Below are 1,102 nucleotides of genomic sequence, written 5' to 3'. Positions count from 1 at the left end.
GTGTCAAGTCCCGCCTGTTCATAAACCCGCTTAACGAATAATTCCGGCCGTCTTTGTTGCCATTCCTTGAGTGCGAGGATGGGCGTCTTTGCATCGAGTGCACGTTGCGGAATGTGGTGGTTGTACAGTTTCAAATAGCTCATCAATGTGGTCTGCAAATCGGCACGGCTGTCGAAGCGGGTCTGCTGCAGCAATTCATTGATGCGACCGTTGAAGCGCTCGACCATGCCGTTCGTTTGCGGGTGCCGCGGCGGCGCCAGGCGGTGCTCGGCAGGCAGTGCGGCGCAAGCCACGTCGAAGGCGTGCTGGCCGCTTGGCTTTTTGTCTTTGGTGGCGAAACGGTCGGTAAATTGCGAGCCGTTGTCGGTCAGGATCTTGCTGATCTTGATGGGCGAAGCCAGCTTCAAGCGGCGCAGGAAATCGACGCTGCTCTTGTCGGTCATGTCGCCGTAGATGTGCATGAAGACCCAGCGGGTAGCGCGGTCGATGGCGACGAACAGGTAGCGACGCGAGGTCTCGTCCGGCATCTGTGGCAGGTACTTGATATCGATATGAATAAAGCCTGGTTCGTAGTCCTTGAAGGTCTTCTTGGGAGCGATCGTTTCGCCCTCGGCCTTCGGGATCACGTCTTCAAGGCGCGACATGCCTTCGCGCTTGAGCAAGCGTGCGATGCCTGATCGAGAAACGTCGGGATTGATGTACTGCCGCGTGATGAACAGCAGGTCATCGAGGGGCAAGTAGAGCGACTGGCGCAGCGCGAGCACGATGGCTTCCTGCGCTGCGCTCAAGGTCGTATGCAGCGTGTGGGCACGGTGCGAGCGGTCCTGCACGTCGTCCCGCTTGAGCCATTTCCGGGCGGTGGGGCGGCTGATGTTGAAGACCTTCGCGGCCTGTCGGTCCGATAGGCCCGAATCCTTGATCTCCTGCCGGATTTTCGGGGTGGTACGGGCTTGCGGGTGAATGCGTGAACTCATGCTGCCAACTGCTCCTGGTGCGATTGAATGCCGGGACTGCTGAACCCAGCAATCAAGTCGTCGAGCATAGCCTTTGCTCGGAACAAAGGCCAGCTACGGCGAGGAAAATGATCGCACGGCACTGAACA

1 protein-coding gene is annotated in these 1,102 nt (G+C 58.7%); it reads right to left on the bottom strand.

What is annotated here, in order from left to right; genetic code table 11:
- The coding region (locus ABIB38_RS24195; RefSeq protein ID WP_429207351.1) for an IS481 family transposase at positions 1–974 on the bottom strand (974 nt) is incomplete at its 3' end.
- Positions 975–1,102: the final 128 nt, after the last annotated feature.

Source organism: Massilia sp. UYP11 (genome assembly GCF_050434805.1).
Lineage (GTDB): Bacteria > Pseudomonadota > Gammaproteobacteria > Burkholderiales > Burkholderiaceae_D > Telluria.
This window is presented reverse-complemented; position numbering and strand designations above follow the sequence as displayed.